The sequence below is a fragment of the Acinetobacter sp. AS167 genome (assembly GCF_037152175.1).
GTDB lineage: Bacteria > Pseudomonadota > Gammaproteobacteria > Pseudomonadales > Moraxellaceae > Acinetobacter.
In genome coordinates this window covers 210,672-225,951 of record NZ_JBBCMP010000001.1, presented here as the reverse complement: position 1 = coordinate 225,951, position 15,280 = coordinate 210,672, and the positions used below count along the sequence as shown (strand labels likewise).

The 15,280-nt window shown below is 36.3% G+C and carries 10 protein-coding genes; 3 read left to right on the top strand and 7 right to left on the bottom strand.

Annotated features, from left to right (window positions below):
• Positions 1 to 23: 23 nt before the first annotated feature.
• Together WFN33_RS01120 and WFN33_RS01115 are read right to left on the bottom strand one after the other, a co-directional pair.
• A complete protein-coding gene (locus tag WFN33_RS01120) occupies positions 24 to 2,054 on the bottom strand; it encodes a DUF4034 domain-containing protein (protein ID WP_336950925.1) in 2,031 nt (676 codons plus the stop codon).
• On the bottom strand, positions 2,051 to 3,946 hold the full coding sequence (locus tag WFN33_RS01115; RefSeq protein ID WP_336950924.1) for a cytoplasmic protein: 1,896 nt from the start codon (positions 3,944 to 3,946) through the stop codon (positions 2,051 to 2,053). Before WFN33_RS01115 ends, WFN33_RS01120 begins: the two co-directional genes overlap by 4 nt.
• A gap of 171 nt (positions 3,947 to 4,117) precedes the next feature.
• On the opposite strand from WFN33_RS01115, the gene WFN33_RS01110 reads away from it, so the two are divergent.
• Complete coding sequence (locus tag WFN33_RS01110) at positions 4,118 to 4,819, top strand: SIR2 family NAD-dependent protein deacylase (protein WP_336950923.1); 702 nt, start codon at positions 4,118 to 4,120, stop codon at positions 4,817 to 4,819.
• Positions 4,820 to 4,873: 54 nt separating this feature from the next.
• Here WFN33_RS01110 and WFN33_RS01105 read toward each other — a convergent pair whose 3' ends face one another.
• Positions 4,874 to 5,875 (bottom strand): hypothetical protein, encoded by a 1,002-nt coding sequence (locus WFN33_RS01105; protein ID WP_336950922.1) that lies wholly within the window; start codon positions 5,873 to 5,875, stop codon positions 4,874 to 4,876.
• Positions 5,876 to 6,019: 144 nt separating this feature from the next.
• Positions 6,020 to 7,471: an aspartate ammonia-lyase gene (gene aspA / locus WFN33_RS01100; RefSeq protein ID WP_336950921.1), complete on the bottom strand. Its 1,452-nt coding sequence runs from the start codon at positions 7,469 to 7,471 to the stop codon at positions 6,020 to 6,022.
• Positions 7,472 to 7,845: 374 nt separating this feature from the next.
• Between aspA and putP the strand changes: the two genes are divergently transcribed.
• Complete coding sequence (gene putP / locus WFN33_RS01095; RefSeq protein ID WP_336950920.1) at positions 7,846 to 9,351, top strand: sodium/proline symporter PutP; 1,506 nt, start codon at positions 7,846 to 7,848, stop codon at positions 9,349 to 9,351.
• 50 nt (positions 9,352 to 9,401) lie between these two features.
• Here the strand turns inward: putP and WFN33_RS01090 are convergent, their stop codons facing one another.
• Positions 9,402 to 9,899 (bottom strand): Lrp/AsnC ligand binding domain-containing protein, encoded by a 498-nt coding sequence (locus WFN33_RS01090; protein ID WP_336950918.1) that lies wholly within the window; start codon positions 9,897 to 9,899, stop codon positions 9,402 to 9,404.
• 120 nt (positions 9,900 to 10,019) lie between these two features.
• Here WFN33_RS01090 and putA point away from each other — a divergent pair, with 120 nt between their 5' ends.
• The gene (gene putA, locus WFN33_RS01085) at positions 10,020 to 13,775 is read left to right on the top strand and encodes a trifunctional transcriptional regulator/proline dehydrogenase/L-glutamate gamma-semialdehyde dehydrogenase (RefSeq protein WP_336950917.1); all 3,756 of its coding nucleotides are present in this window, start codon (positions 10,020 to 10,022) and stop codon (positions 13,773 to 13,775) included.
• A 126-nt stretch (positions 13,776 to 13,901) separates the two neighbouring features.
• Here the strand turns inward: putA and WFN33_RS01080 are convergent, their stop codons facing one another.
• Together WFN33_RS01080 and WFN33_RS01075 are read right to left on the bottom strand one after the other, a co-directional pair.
• Positions 13,902 to 14,468 carry a TetR/AcrR family transcriptional regulator gene (locus WFN33_RS01080; protein ID WP_336950916.1) on the bottom strand — a complete coding sequence of 189 codons (567 nt, stop codon included), beginning with the start codon at positions 14,466 to 14,468 and terminating at the stop codon, positions 13,902 to 13,904.
• Positions 14,469 to 14,497: 29 nt separating this feature from the next.
• Positions 14,498 to 14,842 carry a DMT family transporter gene (locus tag WFN33_RS01075; RefSeq protein ID WP_336950915.1) on the bottom strand — a complete coding sequence of 115 codons (345 nt, stop codon included), beginning with the start codon at positions 14,840 to 14,842 and terminating at the stop codon, positions 14,498 to 14,500.
• Between the last annotated feature and the right edge of the window lie 438 nt (positions 14,843 to 15,280).

Below are 15,280 nucleotides of genomic sequence, written 5' to 3'. Positions count from 1 at the left end.
ATATTTCACTCCTCAGAAACCAACTAAATTAAAACATCTTGACGCCCAGGTATGTTTGAAGCGGCGATACTGGCAATTGTTTGATTATACTTTTTGATACTGCGCTTGGTTTTTCCCATAATTTCATATAAAACTTCTTTTACAAGCTCCTGCTCTGGAGCTTGTAAATATGCCGCCTGACACCATGTAACTGCTTCAACATAGTCATAATAATGAGGTCGATTTTTAGCGTCAAAATGCAGTCTTGCGATCGCACACATTGCAGCAATATGGCGTTTATGTGCTTTTGTTTTTAAAACTGCAATCACTTGCTCTGCAATTTCAGGATAATAGCTAAAATTAAATAAGCGGGTGACATAAATATCAATTAAATCATTCAGCAAATCAGAATTAATATAACGATGGTCTTGTTGCGACTTTTCTAAACCTAATCGGCTCTGTTCAAAATACCCTAAACTCTTTTTTAAATATTCTTTAGGTTGAGATTGATTTTCATCCATACTTAAATTTAGATAATGTATACCCATATTATACATGGCAATATAATGACCTTGATCTGCTGCTTTTTTTGCATAATACAGTTCTTGTTTCACATCATATAAGGCATGTTCAGCCAAAGAGTGAATATAACCAGCACTAAAGCAACAATACACAAAGCCTAAATCTGCACCTTGATGTAATAAATCTATAATAAAAATATATCCATGATCATCATCAAAGTTGTTTGCGACACGAAAAAAACAACAGTAACGCCCTTCAGGATAAGCTTTTGGTGCTTCCAATAATTTTGCCTGTTCATACCAAGATTGAGCAACCAATGGATTTTTTTCAACACTTGACCAACCATGTTGACATAGAAAACCATAAAGAACCGCAGCACTGGCAAGATGCTTCCGATTGGACAACGCTATTCGGCCTAAAAAATCTGAATCTTGAGCATTATGTCGCCAAAAATAAGTTGCACGATCAAGATTATACTCATCAAATACAGGATAATCTGCGGCGTTTTGATAACAAGATAAAATTCTTGGATCATTTTCATCTAACAGATAATAAAAATACGCCAATTTTAAATAGATAACTGCTCGATTACCTTCCGTTAAGGGGCGTTTTAAGATTGCTTGGGCTTTTTGGATATATTTTTTTATTTCAAGTGTTTGATCTTTATCAAAACTCGTATCAAGCGTATCAAACCATACGATATAATTTAATTCACTTTTTTCGATTTCACTAAAATGTTGACACCAATCCGACTGAGCAAAATCAATAATGGCCTGATGATCGTGTCCCCATCTTGGCAATAGATACCAACAATAATCTCTTACCGCAAGCAAGCCAAAACCTGATTCTTCAATAAATATTTTTAACCAAAAAGCAGCATCAGCTTGAGGTAAATCAATTTCTTCTTTCAAATTTAGATATTTTAGTAAAAGTTGAGGTACATCTTGGGGTAGATCAATTTTTAAATCTTGATTTAAGCCACTTTTCTGCGCCATTGCTTGGGCTGAAGCATTTATTTTATGCACTAAATTTGAAGGATATCGACGCCTAAGCATCCACTCAGAAAACCACTCGGGTTCATCCAAGTGAACTGCCGAATTTAATAGATGCAGCGCAATTGTCCATGTATCCGAACTAAATGCAAAAGCTTGCATTGCGGAAGCATACAACTGCTTTTGCGCCTCTCTTGCACAATCCCACATTTCATCTGTAACATTGCTTGACCATTCTTGCCCACGATATTCCGCTGCCCAAAAAGCCCAATAACGCACACGAACAATATAAGGAAAAAAACTTTCTGGAAAAGCCAAATGCCATTCATTGATATGTTTTAATGCAGTTACGCCATGATTTAAGAATATGTCCTTAAACATTTGTTTGGGCTGATCAAACCATTCATTTTCCCAAAGCTGCGGCGATTTATGACTTCGACTTTGCCATAACACATTGAAAAAATCTTCCAATTCTGCATAGTTTTTACTTTCCAATAAACCTTGCGGACAATGGATATCTTTACGAAATACTTCATGGGTATATTCAGATTTAATCATCATTCAGCTACTTTGTTTTTATTATGGGTTGAGAATAAATCAATATTCCATGAATAAAGTGACCAATTATTGGGATATATGGATTGATATAAGTGTAAGTCTTGCTTTGCAGAGCGATCATAATTTTCAAAATCTGAATGTTTAAACATCAAATACAGCTCACGCCCTGCGACATATTTCTCGCCCATATCCTGCCAGCTAGAACAACAGTCTTGAATAATATTCGATGAAGCAACAATGTATTGCCATGCATCATATTCCTGTAATTCATAGAACTGCACCAATAACCGTATAGTAAATATTTTTTGAATATGGCTAAACACCAAAATATCTCTTAAATAACTTGCAGTACCAAATTCACTACTTGAATAAAGATTTTCTAATTGAGCGATTTGAAAATATTGATTTAAAAAATAACGAATCTGTTTCTCTTTAGAACCTGCTTTTTTCTGTTTGATATTTAACAATTGATTTAAATGGTTTTTATATATTTCTGGATGCTGTTCAAAATGCGCTAACGTTAAGCTATCCACCTGATACCATTGAATATGATTACGAAAATAAATCAGATCACCAGTTGCAAGCATCCATTGCTTACGATTGTCCTGCTTTAAATTTAACAGCATCCAAGGCAAAGCAATGATATAGACGATAATTTTAATCATCCAACCAAGCAATGGAATCTTGCTTAAACCATATAAAGTCTGAAGCAACCAGAAATAAGGCTTAAAGACCACGCCCCACAGCGATTTCTTTGACTTTGCTTGACTTAACTCAACCTTTAAATCAAATTTTTTCTCAGTTTGCTTTTGATTTGTATAAGCAAGGATTTCTTCTATATATTTTTCTGATGGGTGCCTGATATGTTCTGGACGATTTAGTCCCAGTAAAAGATGCTGAATCACATTGGTTTGATGATCATATTGTTCCAATAGATGATGATTTTTCATCAACAGCGTTTCAATTTTACAAGGATCATCTAATTCATGAAAATAGAAATATAAGGCTTGATTGACATGATTGGTTAAATCTTCATTTATCTCAGGTTGATAGACGATTCCCATGCTTAAACAATCAGGATTGTGATTATTATTTGGTTGAATATGATTTAAAAATAATAAGACATCATCTGCATATTTCTTAACTGGTGCTTGATTCTGCTTACCCTTAATCTGCTCAATACACCAGGCTTCACCATCCCATTCTAAACTGATGGTTACATGGGGCTTATTGCTTGAATCCCTTAAGCTAAAATAACGAAATATCCCCTGCTCTTTTTGCGTCACATAGTATTCACCATAGCCATCTTTCAATTCAATCAGGTTGCTAAACTGCCCTAAACAGTGCTGCATATAACGTGATTCAAATGCCATTTCCTTACGTAACAACATTCCTGTTGCCGTAATTTCAATAAACTTGCCTGTATTTACAGTTAAAACTTCATCAATTGCCTGCTCACTGCTGTCCCATTGCCCTTTTTCTAAACGCTTTTTCATTGCTTCATGATCTTTATGCCAAGCTTCTAACACTTGCTCATAGGTCATTTTCATGAATTTGCCTTTTAAATTGCTTTTTAAACGCGAATTAAAAAACTCTAAAATGGGCTTTTCCAGCTCCAAAATCTGTTCATGTAAAGGATCAACATACAACATCTGATGTTCTGGCTGTTGTTCAAGCTTGTTCAAAAACCATGTAGGAATGGGCTGCGGAAGTTGACAAATTTTCCAAGCAGAGACCGAATTTACATGAAAAACTGGATTAAATTGTTTAATCACATATTCAAAGAATTTCTTTTCAAACCATTGGGTAATTTCTGGATCATCTTTCCGGCGTTGACTACGCTCTACAATTGTCTTTTTTACTTCAGGGGCATTGACAATATCACGTGTTTCCATGCTGTTCCAATTTAACTTATTTCTAGTACATTTGATTTTTATAAAAAATATTCGAAATGATCGAAGTTTGACTGACTATTATTTTATAACAAATTAATTCCAATAAAAAACGTTTCAGTCATATTTCACAATATTTATGTTAGCATTTTAAAAATTTTAATTGTTTATCCTATGAAAAAAATTGTAGTTTTCTCAGGTGCGGGAATGAGTGCGGAAAGTGGAATCAGCACTTTCCGAGATAGTAATGGCTTATGGGAGAATTATGATATTCAAGAGGTGGCTACACCTGAAGCTTGGGAGCGTAATCCTGCATTGGTGCAACGTTTTTATAATGAACGACGTCAACATATTCTCCAAGCCCACCCTAATCAAGCACACAATATCATTGCTCAATTCGAACAACATTTTGATGTCATTGTAATTACTCAAAATATTGATGATCTTCATGAACGTGCTGGAAGCCAACAAGTTATTCATTTACATGGCAATATTCGCCTTGCTAAAAGTTCTAAACCCAATTCGCAGTACACAACTCAGTTTTATCCTATAGATGGTTGGCAATTGGATCTAGAACAACATAAATGTCCTGAAGGATATCCACTTCGCCCCCATGTGGTTTGGTTTGGTGAAGCAGTTCCTGCTTATGAAGAAGCAGTACAGATAATCCGTGATGCTGATATTTTTATTGTTATCGGCTCCACATTAACCGTTTACCCTGTGGCAAGTTTGATACACGAGATTCCAGAACACTGTGATGCATATTATATTGATCCACAAGCCAGTTATGAGCGTGTTCCCCAACAATATCAATGTTTAAAAATGAGTGCGACTGAAGGGATGCAACAGCTTTTTGAAAAACTGACAACACATTAAAAAACCAGTGCAATTGCACTGGTTTTAAAAATTACAGCATAGCACTAAGCAAAATTATTCATTTTCATCTGTAGAATTCATCTGATCTTTTGTTACATCTTTAGGCGCTTTAGTCGATGATGAATCATTAAATAATTTATTCATTACAGGTTTAATCACTCGATAAATAATCAAGCCAATAAATACCAGTAAATAAAGAGGCCAAATGGTGACTAAAATAACCAATAAATCCAAAATAAATTGCCAGCCATATTGAACACCTTCCCAAGCACGCTTCCAAAAACTATCACCGTTTAAGCGTGCCACAGCAGCAACATCAACATCCAGACTTTCTCTCACCATCGCAGGTTGCTTAATGGCAATACTAATCGTGCTAAAACGCACACGATCTTGAACTTCAAGTTGGGTTAAACGGGAAATTTCATTCAGCTGTGATGGTTTGGTATCACTTGGAACGCTTTGAGTTTGTCCAATTTTTTCTTCTAAAAGCTTTAACTCAAAACGCTTAGCAGAATATTGTTGTTGATTTAAAAAGTACATCAATGGCAATAACTGATTGACATATATCGCAGCTTTATCACTCGGTACTCTGACAATGATCTCAGCATGCGGATCAACTTTTTCAAAAACTCGGATTTTACCATCCGCAATTTTTTGTGTTTTTACATCGAGTACATCAAAACTGATATTTTTCTGCTCTATAAAGCCACCCGCTTGAAAAGTGAGCTTATCAATTTCTAAAGCAGTTTTCACCACATCTTTGGCTGTGAAATTAACCTGTGCTTCTCGCACCATACGACGTGCTTTTTCTGCTTGGCTGACATCGGTACTTAAAATAGTTTCAGGTTTTTGTTCAGTCAGAGGTGTAGTATCAACAGAATTTTCACTAGCTTGCTCAGTACTTTTTTCTGCGGCATCAGCCGCTTGAACAGCATCCTGAGCAACGACTTGTGCATCTTGAGCAGCTGCTGAAGTTTCAGCAGCTTGTTCCGATTTTTTCGCGCATCCAGAAAGAAGTACCAAGCTTAAGGCGAGAATTAAATGTTTATTATTCATAGATTATTGACTTTTGTTGGTGATTTTAAATTTTGTTGAATTATAAAGAAACTTTACTTTTTTTACCATGCATAAAAATACAGCACCCAAATGCTGTATCTATCAGATCTTTTTTACACGGATCAATAGCCGTAATTCAAACAATTAGCCTGCTTTACCGATTTCTTCATATGGCTGTACTGCAATTTCTGCAATCATATTTTCAAAAGAGAAAATTTCATCTAGACGTTCTTGGCTCAATAAACCTTGTTCAAGTACAACCTCTTGAATGGTTTTATTTTCAGCAATACATTGCTTCCCAATTTCATCACACTTCGCATGACCTAAAATTGGATCAAGTAAGGTAATTATTCCGACACTACGCATCACAGCATCAAAACAGGTTTTTTCATTGGCGATCACACCTTGAATACACTTCTCATCCAAGGTTTGGATTGCATGGATTAGTAACTCAATTGACTCATTCATGGTAAGTGCAATCACAGGTTCCATAACATTTAACTGTAATTGGCCTGCTTCTGCTGCAAAGGTAATGGTTAAATCATTACCAATCACTTTAAATGCAATTTGATTGACCACCTCGGGAATCACTGGATTGACTTTCGCTGGCATGATCGATGAACCAGCTTGTAATTCAGGTAAGCGAATTTCCCATAAACCTGTTCTTGGGCCAGAACTTAATAGACGTAAGTCATTACAAATTTTAGAGAGTTTTACAGCCAAACGTTTTAAGGTGCTTGAAAGGATAATAAATACACCGCAATCACTGGTCGCTTCAACATAATCTTCTGCACCACTTAAGTTTAATCCTGTTAAGGCTTTTAAATTTTCATTGACCTGGGTAGCATAACCATGAGGCGTATTTACGCCTGTACCAATCGCAGTAGCGCCTAAATTAATTTCTAATAAAAGTTCACGGGTTTTTTTAATTAAACGAACATCTTCTTTGAGTAATGTAGCAAAGGCATGAAACTCTTGCCCTAATGTCATTGGGACAGCATCTTGTAACTGTGTTCGTCCCATTTTTAACACATATTGAAACTCAGCAGATTTCAATGTCAGTGAACTAATCAAGTTATTGATTTTTTCAAATAACAAATCCAGTGAATAGTAAGTTGCTAAACGTAATGCTGTGGGATAGACATCATTGGTCGATTGAGATTTATTAACATGGTCATTTGGATGAATGATGTCATAACGTCCTTTCGCATAACCTAAAGACTCTAACGCAATATTGGCAATAACTTCATTGGTATTCATATTAATCGATGTACCCGCGCCACCTTGGTATACATCTGTTGGAAATTCATCTTTCCAATTTTGCGGATTTTCAATCAGTTCATCACTGGCTTTTTGAATTGCTACACTGATTTCTTCAGAGATCGTATTAAATTGCAAATTAGTTTGTGCCGAGGCCTTTTTGACCTGAGCCAAAGCACGAATAAAAAAGTTTTGCTCTCCAACGGTATGTTTAGAAATATTAAAATTTTCTAAAGCTCGGATTGTGTGAATGCCATAATAACTGTTTATAGGAACTTCTTTACTTCCTAACAAATCTTTTTCTATTCTTGTAACTTCAAGTTGAACCGTTTCCATGTGATCTGCTCATTATGTATTTATGCACTATAGTTGTGCAGTGATAATAATATTCCTTCTCATCTGCTTTTGTACTAGCAAAAGATGTCATTTCGATAAACAATTTTATGGAACTATCAATTAAATGTTAACAATGTAACTTTACGTAAAGTATAATCCCACAGTCACTTAAACACTCCCAGTAGAATTTTTTAGATATAAATTGCTGATTATTTGCATTTGTATCTAAAGTTACAATCGGATACATAAATCTTGCACAATCACCTTATAAAAATCACAGCGATATTTTTTAGTTGTGTGAAAGAATTCGCTCGTGAAACTTATGCGATAAAAAATAAAACTTGGAGATTTACTCCACAAGGACTGAATTAAATATGGACTCACTCAACCCCACAGTTGTAACGTTTATCTTTTATATTATTGCAATGGTTTGTATTGGCTTATATGCCTATAGAAAAACCACCGATTTCTCAGATTATATTTTGGGAGGTCGAAGTTTAGGGAGTTTTGTCACCGCACTTTCAGCGGGTGCATCGGATATGAGTGGTTGGCTACTCATGGGACTACCGGGTGCAATTTACCTGACTGGATTATCTGAATCATGGATCGCAATCGGGCTTATTATTGGTGCTTGGCTCAATTGGTACTTGGTCGCAGGCCGTTTACGTGTCCATACTGAAATACAAAATAATGCATTAACATTACCAGATTATTTCACCAGCCGTTTTGGTGATAAAAAGAAAGTGATACGTATCATTTCTGCACTGGTCATTTTAATCTTCTTTGGTATTTACTGTGCTTCAGGCATGGTGGCAGGTGCACGTTTATTTGAAAGTATTTTTGCTATGAACTACACCACTGCTCTTTGGGTCAGTGCGATTGCAACCATCAGCTATGTGTGTATCGGTGGCTTCCTTGCGATCAGTTGGACGGATACATTTCAAGCGGGCTTGATGATTTTTGCATTGCTTTTGGCGCCAATTATGACTTTCTTGGCAGTTGGTGATTTACAACATGTCAATCAATTGATTGAAACCGCACGCCCCCATGCCGCAAATATGTTCCAAGGAGTTAGTTTTATCGCCATCATTTCATCAATGGCATGGGGCTTAGGCTATTTTGGACAACCACATATTCTAGTCCGTTTTATGGCAGCAGATTCAGTGAAAACTATTCCCAATGCTCGTCGTATTGGTATGGCGTGGATGATTCTATGTTTAGCAGGTGCTGTTGCTGTCGGTTATGTTGGTATTGCTTATTTCCAAGCACATCCGGACATTCCGTCTGCTGCAATTGTGGCAAAAAATCCAGAAACAGTGTTTATGGAATTGACCAAAATTTTATTTAATCCATGGGTTGCAGGTGTTGTTTTAGCCGCTATTTTAGCTGCTGTAATGAGTACATTAAGCTGTCAGCTTTTGGTATGCTCAAGCACCTTGACTGAAGATTTATATAAATCTTTTCTTCGCAAAAAAGCCTCACAAAATGAGTTGGTTTGGGTCGGTCGTTTAATGGTTTTAGCTATTTCAGTACTGGCTATCATTTTGGCATTTAACCCAGAAAGTAAGGTACTTGGTTTAGTCGCTTATGCATGGGCTGGTTTTGGTGCAGCATTTGGTCCACTTATTTTATTGTCTGTGTTCTGGAAACGTATGACTTTGAATGGTGCAATAATCGGTATCATTGTCGGTGCTGCAACAGTAATTGTTTGGAAAAACACGATGGTACATACCGGTTTATATGAAATCGTTCCAGGCTTTATCCTGTCTTTCATCAGTATCATTGTGGTTAGTTTAATGGACAAAGCGCCTGAAAAAGATGTGATTGATCGTTTTGAAAATGCTGAACAAATTTATAATCGTGAAATGAAAAACATGTAAATTCATGTGCTTGAATAAATCATTAGAGTTGGGGCATTGATGCCCCTTTTCTATTTCTTTACTTTCGCTTTAAAATTTAAATGTAATTGTGAGCTGTCTTTAATCACTTCCATTACTGGATAACTACGCGTTTCTTTTACCCCAGGCAATTGCCATAGCACCTGCCCTGAAATACGACGAAACTCTTCCATATCAGCACATCGAATCTTTACCAAAAAATCAAAACCACCACTGATCATATGACATGCCATAATTTCTGGATATTGTACGATTGCATCTGAAAACGCATCTAAAGCATTGGGTGTGGTTTTATCTAAAAGAATCTCAACAAATACAACAAAATTAGCGCCTAACATTTTTGGATTTAGTTTTGCTTCATAGCCTAAAATAAACCCTTCTCCTGTCAATTTCTGTACTCGAGCAAGCGCAGCTGTAGGCGATAAATTGACTTTTTCAGCCAGCTTAATATTGGAAATTTTCCCATCTTTTTGCAAAATATCCAAAATTCGAATATCTATACGATCCAAGTTTAAATAAGCGCTTTCCATAGAATAATTCTCTAAATATTATTCAAATTATAGTGAGTTATTCACTAAATATTCTGTAATCATAAATTATATAAACCCATCTGCTCAACAAAAATATTTGCTAGTCACAGGACGTTGACAATGAATATGGATTCACCTCAAGTTTTAAACGCAAACCTACTGCCAAGTTTGGATTACATTACCGAATTTAAAGACAAAACTGATTTTGAAGAAAAAATCAATCATGCATGGCGTCTTGCTGAGTCGGAATGTGTTGAAAACTTACTTGAGCACAGTCAAATTTCTGAAGAGATGAATCAGAAAATCTATGACATTGCATTTAATTTAGCGCATAGCTTACGTGACCGTAAAAGTTCATCAGGCAAAGCAGGGATTGTACAAGGACTGCTACAAGAATTTTCATTGTCTTCACAAGAAGGCATTGCATTGATGTGCCTAGCTGAAGCCTTATTGCGTATTCCTGATAGTGCGACCCGAGACTTATTGATTCGCGATAAAATTAATCAAGGTAACTGGAAAGATCATTTAGGCCAAAGTAATCTCATGTTTGTCAATGCTGCTGCATGGGGACTCATGCTGACTGGCAAACTGATGGAAACACCTAAACAGACTAGCCTTTCTGGGATCCTCACTTCGCTTTTAGCACGTACAGGTAAAGGCATCATCCGTAAAGCAGTTGATGCAGCAATGCGTATGATGGGTGAGCAATTTGTTACTGGTGAAACCATCGAAGAGGCTTTGGACAATGCCAAAACCCTTGAAGACAAAGGTTTCCGTTATTCTTATGACATGCTTGGTGAAGCTGCACTGACTGAACACGATGCAGATCGCTATTTCGAAGACTATACACAAGCGATTCATGCCATAGGTAAAGCGTCTGAAGGTAAAGATGTTTATACTGGTCCAGGAATTTCTATTAAACTTTCGGCTTTACATCCACGATATCAACGTTCTCAAACCGAACGTGTGCATCATGAACTTTATCCTCGTATTTTAAATTTAGCACTTTTAGCAAAGACTTATGATATTGGCCTCAATATTGATGCAGAAGAAGCGGATCGGTTAGAGCTGTCTTTAGAATTACTTGAGCGTTTATGCTTTGAGCCACAACTAGCAAACTGGAAAGGTATTGGCTTTGTGATCCAAGCCTATCAAAAGCGTTGTTTTTATGTGGTGGATTATATTATTGATCTGGCAAAACGCAGTCAAAAACGTTTAATGATTCGTCTGGTCAAAGGTGCTTACTGGGACAGTGAAATCAAAAAAGCACAAATTGACGGTATGTCTGACTATCCAGTGTTTACCCGTAAAGTGCATACAGATTTGTCTTATATTGCTTGTGCAAAAAAATTATTGGCTGCACCTGATCAAGTGTATCCGCAATTTGCGACACATAATGCACAAACGCTTGCCACAATTTATGAGTTAGCAGATCCACAAAAATATTATCTTGGTCAATACGAATTCCAATGCTTACATGGCATGGGTGAACCACTCTATGAACAAGTAGTAGGCAAGGTTTCAGATCAAAAATTAGGGATTCCATGTCGTATTTATGCGCCTGTCGGTAATCACGAAACCTTATTGGCCTATCTGGTTCGACGTTTATTGGAAAATGGTGCTAATACCTCATTTGTTAACCGTATTGCTGATAAAAATATTAAAATTGCAGACTTGATTGAAAACCCAGTTCAAGAGATTTTACATACTGCAGAAAAAGAACATGCAATTGGGCTAAAACACCCTGCTATTCCACTTCCTCATAATTTATATCAAGGCATACGCCAAAACTCTCAAGGTTTAGACCTAGCCGATGACAGTAAATTAAAGGATTTAAATCAAACTGTTCAGTACTATTTAAAACACCAATGGAACAGTTATAGCCTTGTCGATCAGCTTGATTTACGAGACTTATCAGAAATAAATTCGCAAGAAATCCGTAATCCAGCTGATCATGCAGATCTAGTTGGTTATGTGATCGAAGCAGAAACAACACAAGTGGATTTGGCCTTAGATAACGCTCATCAAGCTTTTGAAAATTGGAAAAATGCATCTCAAGATTTTCGTGCAGAGTTATTGCTCAAAGCTGCTTCGATTATGGAGTCGCGTATTCAGGAGCTAATGGTTTTACTATGCCGTGAAAGTGGTAAAACCTATAGTAATGGTATTGCTGAAGTACGTGAAGCTGTTGATTTCCTCAGATACTATGCAGCACAAATGCAAAGCATTGAGGAAAATGGGACACTCAGCCCACTGGGTACAATTTTATGCATCAGCCCTTGGAACTTCCCACTTGCAATTTTTACTGGACAAATTTCGGCAGCACTTGTTGCAGGAAATACCGTAATTGCTAAACCTGCTGAACAAACCCCATTAATTGCAGCACAAGCAATTCAAATCTTATGGGAAGCAGGAGTTCCAAAATCAGTTGTACAATTACTTCCTGGTCGTGGTGAAACAGTTGGAGCAAAACTCAGCCAAGATGAGCGTATTCAAGGCATTATGTTCACAGGTTCCACTGAAGTTGCTAAGATTTTACAAAAAACCGTAGCACAACGTCTGAGTCCAACAGGTCAACCGATTCCGCTAATTGCTGAAACAGGTGGTCAAAATGCGATGATCGTAGATTCTTCTGCACTGACAGAACAAGTCGTAATCGATGCAGTAAACTCAGCATTTGATAGTGCTGGTCAACGTTGTTCTGCCCTGCGTGTATTGTGCGTTCAAGAAGACAATGCAGCAACCTTAATTAAGATGCTTAAAGGCGCCATGCAACAGCTCAACATTGGGCAACCTATTTTGCTTAAAACAGATATAGGTCCAGTGATTGATTCTGAAGCGCAACAGAATATTGAAAAGCATATCGAAATGATGCGTAGCAAGGGTTATGCAATACATCAACTTGCTTATGAAACACCAACATCTGATTTAAATGCAGGCACATTTATTGTTCCGACGGTGATTGAACTTCCAAATCTTAATGATTTAAAACGTGAAGTTTTTGGACCTGTATTGCATGTCATTACCTATAAATATGGTGAATTAAAGCAATTGTTAGAACATATCAATGCAAAAGGATATGGCTTAACCATGGGTTTACATACACGTATCGATGAAACTATTCAAACTACCATTGAACATGCGGAAGTGGGTAACTTATATATTAACCGTAATATTGTAGGGGCTGTTGTTGGCGTACAACCTTTCGGTGGTGAAGGCTTATCAGGAACAGGGCCTAAAGCTGGCGGTCCGATTTATTTATATAAATTAATGCAGCATACAGCCCTACCAAAGCATCCTTTTGGTACTGTAAAAAATATCTCTGAACAGCTCAATCTAAAACCATCTGAGATTCAAAGAGAATTTCACACTTGGGCAAAACAGCATTATTCACAATGGACTTTGCATCAGTATCAATCACCGATTGCCTTATATGAGCTCCCGGGCCCAACAGGTGAATTGAATCAATATCATGTTGTATCACGTCATCGGATATTGGCAATCGCAGAGCAAGAACAGGCTTTGCTGAATCAATTTAATGCAATTTTGTCTCTCAATACGCAAGTCTGTATTTTAAGTGATGATGCGATTGCTTTAAAAATGATTCAAGCGATGCCAAAAGTATTGCAACAAAAATTTTTGATGATCAAGGATGTTGTTGCTGGAGAATTTGATGCAGTTTTACATCAAGGTGCGGGGCTAAAAGAATTACAGACCCAGATTGCGCAACGTCAAGGTGCAATTGTCGGCATAACTCACTTAACGGATGCCAATACAATTGTTCCACTTGCACCATTACTCATTGAGCGTGCGATCAGTATCAATACTGCGGCTGCAGGCGGAAATGCAAGTTTAATGACTTTAGGGAGTGAATAAACCATAAAGCAATGATTTAAATAATTTTTCCATTCCAAGCCAAAATCAATTGGCTTGGTTTTTTTTAGAATTTTTATTTTAGTTTGTAGATATTGATTTTGCTTAAAAATCTGAGCAAATGAATCACTATTCAGGATAACTCCTTAACAATAATTCCTGTTTAATTTTCTCATAATTATCCTGTATTTTTGGGGATAGACTTTCTACAAACCATACCCCATCGGCAGCATAACGTAATATTTTTAATGTGACAGAATAATCAGTTTCAGCATGTTGAGATAACCGTCGTGTTAGCCATTGATCCCACTTCTCACTGTAAGATTTATCTGTCATCAATGTCATGCTTAAAGCACTCCATATAGTGTTGACTCCAAATGAAGAACTTAAGGTGACATCAATATATGCGCGAGTAAAGCAGCCATAAGTGACTGGATCTTTTTCAATTGCTAGGCTGACTTGCTGGTCCAATTGTTGGATTAACTCTTCCAACATTGCCTCAATTAAAACTTGTTTATTGGCAAAATGATGAAATATACCACCTTTAGTTACACCTGAATGAGTTGCAATACTTTGAATCGACACACCATTTACACCGTGTTCAGCAACTAAATTCATCGTGTTGGCTAAAATTAATTTTTTAACACCTTCAGGATCTTTTTTACGTTGATAAGCATTTCCAACAATTTTATCCATACTCAAATCTTACCCGCTTCGTGCTTTTATCAATGTCCTGCTGATGTTGAAAATAAATTAATCACCAATACACCTGAAATAATTAATCCAATACCTGCAATTGCAGCAAAGTCTAAGCTTTGTTTGAAAATGAAGTAACCCACCAAAGCAGTGAGAATAATACCAACACCAGCCCAAATTGCATAAGCAATACCTAATGGAATTGTTTTAATCACTTGAGAAAGTAAATAGAAAGAAATCACATAAAAAAACACCACCAGTAAACTTGGGACTAACTTTGTGAAGCCTTGGGATTTCACTAAGAAAGTTGAACCAGTTACTTCAGCGAGGATAGCGATAGCCAATAAACTATAGGCAAAAAGTATAGAATTCATAAATTCATCAAAAGATACCAGTTGGTTGGTATGTTATATAAATTCAATTTACAATACAATCTTTAGCTATTTGTAATCTCAGCCATTAAATTTTATGAATAAAAAGCAACATCACTTTGATAAAAACTAGTTTTATAAAAAAAGGTGAGTTATCAATATGATACTCACCTCTTTTTTTCAATTTCCCACCTAATCAGGTTGGATGAATAAAGTAGAAAAATGAAATTATAAACAACAAGGCAATTATCGCCAAAATTAAATACGTGTTTACCGTGTTGAAACTCTTTATAAAGTTTAAAATTTCCATTATTTTTCGTCACAAAATAAACCAGTATTTATTTTAATATATTTTGTCACAATTTGTAAGATAATTAAGCCTAATTAAATTAAAAAACACTTAAAAATAAGTCTAACTGGCTACTTTTACGGCATGAATAG

Coding starts and splice junctions, on each gene's coding strand:
- WFN33_RS01120 (WP_336950925.1), bottom strand. CDS start 2,054: ATGATGATTAAATCTGAATATACCCATGAAGTATTTCGTAAAGATATC.
- WFN33_RS01115 (WP_336950924.1), bottom strand. CDS start 3,946: ATGGAAACACGTGATATTGTCAATGCCCCTGAAGTAAAAAAGACAATT.
- WFN33_RS01110 (WP_336950923.1), top strand. CDS start 4,118: ATGAAAAAAATTGTAGTTTTCTCAGGTGCGGGAATGAGTGCGGAAAGT.
- WFN33_RS01105 (WP_336950922.1), bottom strand. CDS start 5,875: ATGAATAATAAACATTTAATTCTCGCCTTAAGCTTGGTACTTCTTTCT.
- aspA (WP_336950921.1), bottom strand. CDS start 7,471: ATGGAAACGGTTCAACTTGAAGTTACAAGAATAGAAAAAGATTTGTTA.
- putP (WP_336950920.1), top strand. CDS start 7,846: ATGGACTCACTCAACCCCACAGTTGTAACGTTTATCTTTTATATTATT.
- WFN33_RS01090 (WP_336950918.1), bottom strand. CDS start 9,899: ATGGAAAGCGCTTATTTAAACTTGGATCGTATAGATATTCGAATTTTG.
- putA (WP_336950917.1), top strand. CDS start 10,020: ATGAATATGGATTCACCTCAAGTTTTAAACGCAAACCTACTGCCAAGT.
- WFN33_RS01080 (WP_336950916.1), bottom strand. CDS start 14,468: ATGGATAAAATTGTTGGAAATGCTTATCAACGTAAAAAAGATCCTGAA.
- WFN33_RS01075 (WP_336950915.1), bottom strand. CDS start 14,842: ATGAATTCTATACTTTTTGCCTATAGTTTATTGGCTATCGCTATCCTC.